We start from the raw sequence: 8822 nt of genomic DNA, 5'->3' as shown, positions 1-8822 counted from the left end.
GGCGACCCCGGCCTCCGCCAACGCCCTCCGGACCCGCCGGGCCAGCTCGACCGCACCCGGGGTGTCCCCGTGCACGCACAGCGACCGGGGGCGCAGCGCGAGCGTGCTCGCGTCCACGGCGTCCACCGTCCCGTCGACGGCCATCCGCAGGCTGCGCTTGACGACCTCGTCCGGTTCGAGCACCACCGCGTGCGGCTCGCGGCGTGGGACGAGCCTGCCGTCCGGGGTGTAGGCGCGGTCGGCGAACGACTCCGGCACGGTGGTCAACCCGGCGGCCTCGGCGCGGCGCAGCAGTTCGGACTCCGGCAGCCCCAGCAGCGGCAGTGCCGGGTCGTACCGGCGGACCGCCTCCACCACCGCGTCGGCCTGCTCGGCGTGCGTGGTCACCGCGTGGTACAGCGCACCGTGCGGCTTGACGTAGCGCACCGCGGAGCCGGCGATCCGGGCGAACCCGTCGAGCGCGGAGATCTGGTAGATGACGTCGTTGGCGAGGTCGTGCGGATCCATGTCGATGAAGCGGCGCCCGAACCCGGCCAGGTCGCGATAGCCCACCTGGGCCCCGATCGCCACCCCGCGCTCGGCGGCCCGCTCGGTGACCCGCCGCAGCACCGACGGGTCCCCCGCGTGGAACCCGCAGGCGACGTTCGCGCTGCTCACGACGTCCAGCAGCGCCTCGTCGTCGCCCAACGGCCAGGCACCGAAGCCCTCGCCCAGGTCGCTGTTGAGATCGATCGCCACGTCGTCCACACGCCTCAGCCTACTGCGCCCGCCCGGGGCGACGGTGGCTCCTCGCACCACCGTTCCCGGGGACGCCTCAGTCTCTCCTCTTCTCGAACTGTTCCGGTAACGCCGTCGGAACCACCTGCAGCACAGCGGCATGGGAGACGTCGCGACCGCCCCGTGCCTCGAGGAACGCCTGTTCCTGCGCCAGGTGCAGCAACTTCTCCCGGTATGGCAGCGATACCGTACCGCTCGTGTGAACCCGGGGGTGTGCGCGGTTCCCACCGCGCCATGCCGCCCAACGTGGACCTCCGACGCCCCCGCGCGCAGTTCCTCCAATGCACTCTCGGCCGCCTGCCGTAACGGTGCCTCGTCGCCGGCAACGTGGCCGTCATCGCGATGCTCGGCGTGAATCCCCGGCTCAGGCCCGGAAGTACCCCATCCGGCAAGGAAAACACTACCGGCACAGGCAAGGCGGATACTCTGATCACCGACCCGCACCCTCCGGTACCGACCGCATTGGCGTCTCATCGACCTGAATATCGACTTGATAGCGACCGTTTTCGTACGATTCGACTGTCACTGTGTACCCGACCCGACCGCCACCCTTGGCAGTGAGGACGCAACGTGTAGTTTGGCCGGATTCTGCTTTTATCGCTTCTGGACACTCAACCTTGGCAGGACGCTGCCCCACTTCTTCGGTAAGCGCCTCCAACGACTTTTGTTCGAGTTCCTCCTTCGGAATTTCCATGGATCCGACACTGAAGCTACACCCCCCGACGATCAGCACCGAAGAAAGTACAACAGACGCGATCCCGCGCGATTGCAACTGATTCATACTATTTGCTCCTATCTAAAGGTTCTGCGACAGCGTGGCTTCCGGGATACGATCCAGAAGGTCACAACGAAGGTCGAGCGCGGCTATCAACTGTTCTGGATTCCCATGATCACTCACTCCGTCGTGGACGTTGAGGTGGTCGCCGTATATGGCGAATCCACGAGCAGCACGCGGGTCCGTCAAGAGGAAGTGCACGACATCGGGGGTCAGTACGGCACGGGCGAATGTCTCATCCTCAGTCGTGATCTCGAACCGGTCGTCGAACTCCGGTACACCGAGCTGAATATCGCCCTGCCCAATGCGCGAGCGAATTCGGCTCTGCAAGCGATTTACCTGGTTCACGACCACTCCCGGCCGCATCGCCGGCAACGCCAACCAGATCGCCGTGACGAATACCTGCTCGCCCTGCTGACGCACGTCGAACTGTGTCGCGATGAACGGTCGTGACCGGTGGGTCCCGGAGATCACGTCCCGAGCACCGACCGCTTTTGGTGGCGAGGCAAGCGGGTCGATCATATTCCGCGCCCGGAACACCGGTTGTGCATTGTGTATATCAGCACACGACTCATCGTAATCACCGTATGTCCAGCCGCGTCGCGTGAGTTCCTCAGCTAAGCGAGAATTCCGGTCATCGGACTGTGGGGCGAACGCTCCAGTCAGTTTTTTTGTTACCCATGCGATACCGCCGAGCAGGATCACACTGCCACCGACCGCTATCGCCACGACGAGACCAGCATTCATGCCGTCCCTGACCTCCGGTGGATCGTCGAAAGAAACCTTCAAAATCCCCGATGAGCTGCACGAACTGCTCCGGTAATGCACTCAGCACAAAATGGAGCACCACGCGCTTACTTTGATCGCTTTTGTCCGCCTGTTCCTTCCACTGTCACGCCGAAACCACATTCAGGACCTGCCGCCCGACGGATATCGCCACGGCCGGGAACGGCGGCGACCCGCACGTTCACCTGCGCGCGAACTCCATTCACCCACCCTCCGGACGGACAGTGGAGAGAAAGTGTTGGAAGTCGCCGACCTGTTGCTCGAGCTGCTGCGTCCGGACGGTCAACGCGAATCGCAGGACCGCTCTGCGTCGTGGATTTCCGATGTCCTGGAACCCGAGAAATGCCTGCACCCGCGCGATATCCAGCGTCTTCCCGTTCTGCACAAGGGTCCACCGCACCACCCGCATCAGCGCCGGATTATCCGCGGTGCCGCTCTTCTCGCTCTTCTCCACCCGCACATCGGATCTCGCGTCACGCAGTTCGGCCAGCCTCTCGTCGGCGACCTCCGTCAGCGGCACGCCGCTGTCCCGGACATCGCCGTCGATCGTGATGTTGGGCGTGAACCCGCGTTCGCGCGAGGCCGGATGCAACGCCACGAACGCGACGTCGGCATCGACCTCCCGTGGTGGAACGGAACGCCAACCGTCCGGCAGGGAGAATTCGATCGGCACCGGCAGGGTGGCCGCCGGGCTCCCACCGGAAGTGCGCGGCGCGGTTGAGGTCGCCGCGCCCCGCGCCTCGTGCTCCGCCCGCGACGACGGCGCGGCGTGCGGTGTTCCCGCCGTCGTGGTGGCGCACCCGGCGACGATCGCGAGGGTGCAGCCGACGACGAGCACGGTCAGACCGCGGACGCACAGCACCCGGCGCGGGTCCCCTCCTTCAGCCACACGGGTGATCTTGCCGCCCCGGGCGCGTCGCCGTGCGCACTTCCACGCTGATCACCCGAACGGACTATCAGCCCTCACCTCTCGACTTCGCGGAGTGTGTCGATCACTCGTTCGAGGACGTCCATCGCACTCGGGTCATCCGGCGCAGCGGTCGCCCCGAACATGATGATCCCGCGCCGGTCCGGTCCGTGGCTGTCGGGGAACTGCACCAGCGTCTGTGTCTGCTGGAGCCGCTCGACACCACTTCCCTCGGGCGCCGGGAACTCCACCACCTGGGTGATTGCGGCGACGAGTCCCTCGCCCTCCTTCTTCCGGTGCACCACCTCCGGCGCGCCACCGAGCTCGCCGGACCCGTCGGTCGACGCCTCGTCCGCGATCTCGGTCAGCGTGGTGTCGTTGTCCCGGACCTCGCCGTAGATCGTGAGGTTACTGGTGAACCGAGCGGATGAGTCCCGGTTGACCGCGACGAACGCCACCCCGGGGGTGTCCAACGTGCTGGGATCGATCGATTCCCATCCGTCCGGCAGCGAGAACTCGATCGGTACCGGGAGGTCGCTGACCGTGTGCGTACCACCGCCACGTCCGGAGGAGGGCGGGGACGGTTCGGCGGTCGGGGTCGAATCGAAGCCCGGGGCGGGGGATTCGAAGCCCGGGGCGGAGGAACGCTCCGTCGCGGGCACCGCCCCCGGCACCGGGCCCACGGCCGTACCACCCACGCTGGTCGCACAGCCGGTCAACACCAGCACACCGGACACCGCGACGAACGCGAGCCCCCACCGTCGAGACAGGCACGCGCCCGGATCCCCGTCCTCCCGCCTGCCTGCCCGCAGCATGGGCTCCCCTCTCCACGACACGCGACCAACGTGAATGATCTTCTCTGGTTCGACGGGAGTGTACCCCGGTCGCTCCCGCACAACGGGTCCCACGTGGTTTTGTCTCGTCGCGAACTGCCCCGGATTGCTGGTTGAGTCCGATGCGGCTCAGCAACAGGTCGACCGCTCGGTCGGGGGTGCAGCACCGGATCGCAACAGCATGCGCTATGAAGCGGTAGCGCCATCCCCAGCGCGGCGGTCCCGCTCCGCACACTGACCTACGCGGTCTCGCCAGCGCGGACACCGATGACAGGCTCGTGGTGGCCCACCAGCACGACACGCTCCCATCCCCCACCGTGAGGGCGCGTCGGTCACCCGTCCGTCGGCCGGACGGTGGAGAGGAACTCCTGGAAGTCTTCTGCCAGCGTTTCGAGTTGCTCCGCCTTTACGGTCAGTACGAACTGCAGTATCGCTCTGCGTTGCGGATCCTCGGTGTCGCTGAAGCCGAGAAAGGTCTGTACCTGAGCGGTGTTCTGAGTTTTCCCGTTGATGACACCCGAAGCGCCTACCACTTGCGTCAGCCCAGGATTGTCCGCACTCCCGCTCCTCCGACGGTCTTCCACCGTCACATCCAAGTTGCGGTCACGGAGTGCAGCTAGAGAACGGTCGGCGACCTCCGTCAACGAGACCGTGCTGTCCTGGACATCGCCGACGATCACGATAGAGGGGGTCATCCCGTCACTGATCGACGCCGGCTTCAACGCCACGAAGGCGGCGCCGTCAGCACTGACCTCACCAGGTGGTGCGGAACGCCATCCGTCCGGCAGCGAGAACTCGATCGGTACCGGCAGGTCGCTGACCGTGTGCGTACCACCGCCACGCCCGGGGGAGGGTGGGGACGATTCGGCGGTCGGGGCGGGTCCGGAGCCCGGGGCGGAGGAACGCTCCGTCGCGGGCACCGCCCCCGGCACCGGGCCCACGGCCGTACCACCCACGCTGGTCGCACAGCCGGTCAACACCAGCACACCGGACACCGCGACGAACGCGAGCCCCCACCGTCGGGACGGGCACGCGCCCGGATCCCCGTCCTCCCGCCTGCCTGCCCGCAGCATGGGCTCCCCTCTCCACGACACGCGACCAACGTGAATGATCTTCTCTGGTTCGACGGGAGTGTACCCCGATCGCTCCCGCACACCCCCGGACACGAGCCGGGCCCCGGCCCCGCCGCGAAGGGCGGGACCGGGGCCCGGTGGTCGGTGCGTCCGGTGACTACCGCGTCACTGGATCCGCTCGTAGGCGGGCAGCGTCAGGAAGTCGACGAACTCCTCGGCGAGCGCGACCTGCTCGAACAGCTCCACCGCCGGGCCCAGCAGGTCGGCGGGGATCTCCCTCTCCAGCTCGGCGCGCACGTCGGCGAGCACGGTGCGCACCAGGTCCGCGGTGACCGTCTCGCCGGTGTCCAGCACCACGCCGTTGCGCACCCACTGCCAGACCTGCGAACGGGAGATCTCGGCGGTGGCGGCGTCCTCCATCAGGTTGTGGATGCCGGCCGCGCCGTTGCCACCCAGCCAGGAGGCGATGTAGCGGATACCGACGTCCACGGCACCGCGCAGGCCGTCCTTCGTCGCGCTGCCCTCGGTGGCGGCCACGTCGAGCAGCTGCTCCGCGGTGACCTGGACGTCCTCGCGCTTGCGGTCGACCTGGTTCGGCTTGTCGCCGAGCACCTTGTCGAACTCCTCCTTGCACAGCCCGACCATGCCCGGGTGCGCGACCCAGGAGCCGTCGAAGCCGTCGGTGGCCTCCCGCGACTTGTCGGCGTGCACCTTGGCCATCGCCTTCTCGGTGACCTCGGGGTCCTTGCTCGGGATGAACGCGGCCATACCGCCGATCGCGAACGCGCCCCGCTTGTGGCAGGTGCGCACCAGCAGCTCGGTGTAGGCGCGCATGAACGGCGCCGTCATGGTGACGCTGTTGCGGTCGGGCAGGATGAACTTCTCGCCCGCGTCACGGAAGTACTTGATGACGCTGAACAGGTAGTCCCAGCGGCCCGCGTTCAGCCCGGAGGCGTGCTCACGCAGCTCGTAGAGGATCTCCTCCATCTCGAACGCGGCCGGGATGGTCTCGATCAGCACCGTGGCCCGGATGGTGCCGTGCTCGATGCCCAGCGTCTTCTCGGCGTGGGTGAACACGTCGTTCCACAGCCGTGCCTCGAGGTGGCTCTCCATCTTGGGCAGGTAGAAGTACGGCCCGCTGCCCCGGTGCAGCAGCTCCTTCGCGTTGTGGAAGAAGTGCAGGCCGAAGTCGACGAGCGCGCCCACGGCCTTGCGGCCGTTGATCTCGATGTTGCGCTCGTCGAGGTGCCAGCCACGGGGCCGGACGACGATCGTGGCGTGCTCGACGTCGTCGCGCAGCGCGTAGTGCTTGCCGTTCGACTCCAGCTCGATGGACTTACGGATCGCGTCGGCCAGGTTGATCTGGCCGTTGACGACGTTGCTCCAGTGCGGCGTGTTGGCGTCCTCGAGGTCGGCCAGCCACACCTTCGCGCCCGAGTTCAGCGCGTTGATGGTCATCTTGCGGTCGGTGGGACCGGTGATCTCGACACGGCGGTCGCGCAGCGCGGCGGGCGCCTCGGCCACCTGCCACTCGGACTCCCGGACCTGCTTCGTCTCGGGCAGGAAGTCGAGCTTGCCGGTGCGGGCGGCCTCCTCGCGACGCTGCGAGCGGGCCTCGAGCAGCTCGTCACGCCGCGCGGCGAACCGCTCGTGCAGGTCCGCGACGAACTGCAGGGCGTCGTCGGTCAGCACCTCGTCGCCACGCTCGACCGCGGCTCCGAGCACGCGCACATCAGACATGGAACACCCCAAACAGGAATCGAGTTCTTTTGCTATTCGGACTATAGTTTCTACGATACGGAACCTCAACGCGAGAGGAGTCACCGGTGGCGCCCAGGGAAGGCAGCGGGGGCGTGCAGTCGCTCGAGCGCGCGTTCGAGCTGCTCGAACGCATCGCGGACGCGGGCGGCGAGACGAGCCTGTCCGAACTGGCGACGTCGTCGGGGCTGCCGATGCCGACGATCCACCGGCTCATCCGCACCCTGGTGAGTCTCGGCTACGTGCGGCAGAACACGAACCGCCGCTACGCCCTGGGCGCGCGGCTGATCCGGCTCGGGGAGAACGCGAGCCTGCAGTTCGGCACCTGGGCGCGACCGTTGCTGGCCGAACTGGTGGAGGAGGTCGGGGAGACGGCGAACCTGGCGGTCCTGGAGCGGGACGAGGTGGTCTACGTGGCCCAGGTTCCCTCGTCACGGCATTCCATGCGGATGTTCACCGAGGTCGGCCGCAGGCTGCTGCCGCACGGCACCGGCGTCGGCAAGGCCGTGCTGGCACACCTGCCCCGGGACGAGGCGCGGGCGCTGCTGGAGCGCACCGGGATGCCCGCCTACACCGAGCACACCTACACCGACCCGGACGCGCTGCTGGACCACCTCGCCGCGGTCGCCGACCGCGGCTACGCCCTCGACGAGAGCGAGCAGGAGCTCGGCGTGCGCTGCATCGCCGTGGCGATCGCGGGTGCCCCCACCCCCACGGCCGTGTCCGTCTCCGGCCCCGAGGGCCGACTCACCGACGCCACCGTCGCCCGCATCGCCCCCGCGGTCCTGCGCACCGCCGACCAGCTGTCCGACCACCTGGCCGACGGTGTGGCGTGAGGGGCACTCCCCCTGCGTGAGACGCCGTGAGGGGCACTCTTCCTGCACCTGACGCAGGGAAAGTGCCCCTCACGCCACAACCCGGGTGAGCGGGCCGTCAGGCGAGCAGGGCGTCGACGAAGGCGCCCGGCTCGAAGGGGGCCAGGTCGTCCGGGCCCTCGCCGAGGCCGACGAGTTTCACCGGCACGCCCAGCTCGCGCTGGACCTGGAAGACGATGCCGCCCTTGGCCGTGCCGTCCAGCTTGGTGAGCACGATGCCGGTGACGTCGACGACCTCGGAGAACACCCGCGCCTGGGCGAGCCCGTTCTGCCCGGTGGTCGCATCCAGCACGAGCAGCACCTCGTCGACCTTCGCCTGCTTCTCCACGACCCGCTTGACCTTGCCGAGCTCGTCCATCAGCCCGGTCTTGGTGTGCAGGCGGCCCGCCGTGTCGATCAGCACGGCGTCCACCCCGGTGTCGGCGCCGCGCTTGACCGCGTCGAACGCCACCGAAGCCGGGTCGGCGCCCTCCTTGCCCCGGACGACCCCGGCCCCGACCCGCTCCGACCAGGTCTGGAGCTGGTCGGCGGCGGCGGCGCGGAACGTGTCGGCGGCGCCGAGCTCCACCCGGTGGTCCTGGGCCACGAGCACCCGCGCCAACTTGCCGGTGGTGGTCGTCTTCCCGGTGCCGTTGACCCCGGCGATGAGGACGACCGCGGGCTGCTTGGCCCCGTCCACGGTGTGCGGCAGGGCCCGGACGGCACGATCGGCGGCCGGGTCGAGCGCATCGACCAGCACCTCCCGCAACAGTGCCCGCGCCTGATCGGCCGTGCGTACGCCCCGCGCGGACAGCTCCGTGCGCAGACGCTCGACGATCTCGGTCGTCGTGGCCGCGCCGAGGTCGGCCACCAGCAGGGTGTCCTCGACGTCCTCCCAGGAGTCCTCGTCGAGGTCACCGGCACCGAGCAGGCCCAGCAGGCTCTGCCCGAGCGCCGAACGCGACTTGGACAGCCGCCCCCGGAGCCGCTCCATCCGCCCGCCGACGGGAGCGGGCTCCTCGATCTCGGGCGCCTCGGCCACCCGCTCGACGGACGGCG

At 68.4% G+C, this 8822-nt stretch carries 9 protein-coding genes; 1 reads left to right on the top strand and 8 read right to left on the bottom strand.

The window, feature by feature from the left end:
• The 7 genes from ACTIR_RS0102630 to aceB all read right to left on the bottom strand — a co-directional run.
• On the bottom strand, nucleotides 1-747 hold a 747-nt coding region (locus tag ACTIR_RS0102630; RefSeq protein WP_411431309.1), incomplete at its 3' end, for a LamB/YcsF family protein.
• 460 nt (nucleotides 748-1207) lie between these two features.
• Entirely contained in the window at nucleotides 1208-1558 is a 351-nt protein-coding gene (locus tag ACTIR_RS25120) for a DUF4333 domain-containing protein (RefSeq protein WP_084789284.1), read from the bottom strand.
• 15 nt (nucleotides 1559-1573) lie between these two features.
• The gene (locus tag ACTIR_RS25715) at nucleotides 1574-2380 is read right to left on the bottom strand and encodes a hypothetical protein (RefSeq protein WP_154663644.1); all 807 of its coding nucleotides are present in this window, start codon (nucleotides 2378-2380) and stop codon (nucleotides 1574-1576) included.
• 160 nt (nucleotides 2381-2540) lie between these two features.
• A complete protein-coding gene (locus ACTIR_RS0102620) occupies nucleotides 2541-3227 on the bottom strand; it encodes a hypothetical protein (RefSeq protein ID WP_026453124.1) in 687 nt (228 codons plus the stop codon).
• Nucleotides 3228-3301: 74 nt separating this feature from the next.
• Nucleotides 3302-4081: a hypothetical protein gene (locus ACTIR_RS0102615; protein ID WP_233345802.1), complete on the bottom strand. Its 780-nt coding sequence runs from the start codon at nucleotides 4079-4081 to the stop codon at nucleotides 3302-3304.
• 329 nt (nucleotides 4082-4410) lie between these two features.
• Entirely contained in the window at nucleotides 4411-5064 is a 654-nt protein-coding gene (locus ACTIR_RS0102610) for a hypothetical protein (protein WP_233345801.1), read from the bottom strand.
• Nucleotides 5065-5316: 252 nt separating this feature from the next.
• Complete coding sequence (aceB, locus tag ACTIR_RS0102605; protein ID WP_026453121.1) at nucleotides 5317-6891, bottom strand: malate synthase A; 1575 nt, start codon at nucleotides 6889-6891, stop codon at nucleotides 5317-5319.
• An 86-nt stretch (nucleotides 6892-6977) separates the two neighbouring features.
• Between aceB and ACTIR_RS0102600 the strand changes: the two genes are divergently transcribed.
• On the top strand, nucleotides 6978-7745 hold the full coding sequence (locus tag ACTIR_RS0102600) for an IclR family transcriptional regulator (protein WP_034237952.1): 768 nt from the start codon (nucleotides 6978-6980) through the stop codon (nucleotides 7743-7745).
• A gap of 97 nt (nucleotides 7746-7842) precedes the next feature.
• Here the strand turns inward: ACTIR_RS0102600 and ftsY are convergent.
• The coding region (ftsY, locus tag ACTIR_RS21290; RefSeq protein ID WP_034237949.1) for a signal recognition particle-docking protein FtsY at nucleotides 7843-8822 on the bottom strand (980 nt) is incomplete at its 5' end.

This window comes from Saccharomonospora iraqiensis subsp. iraqiensis (genome assembly GCF_000430445.1).
GTDB classification, from domain to species: domain Bacteria; phylum Actinomycetota; class Actinomycetes; order Mycobacteriales; family Pseudonocardiaceae; genus Saccharomonospora; species Saccharomonospora iraqiensis.
Note: the sequence above shows the minus strand (reverse complement) of the source record. Positions and strands in the feature narration are given on the sequence as shown.

Bases quoted from the DNA above. Each gene is read 5' to 3' on its own strand.
- ACTIR_RS25120 (WP_084789284.1), bottom strand. From the start codon at position 1,558: ATGAATCAGTTGCAATCGCGCGGGATCGCGTCTGTTGTACTTTCTTCG.
- aceB (WP_026453121.1), bottom strand. From the start codon at position 6,891: ATGTCTGATGTGCGCGTGCTCGGAGCCGCGGTCGAGCGTGGCGACGAG.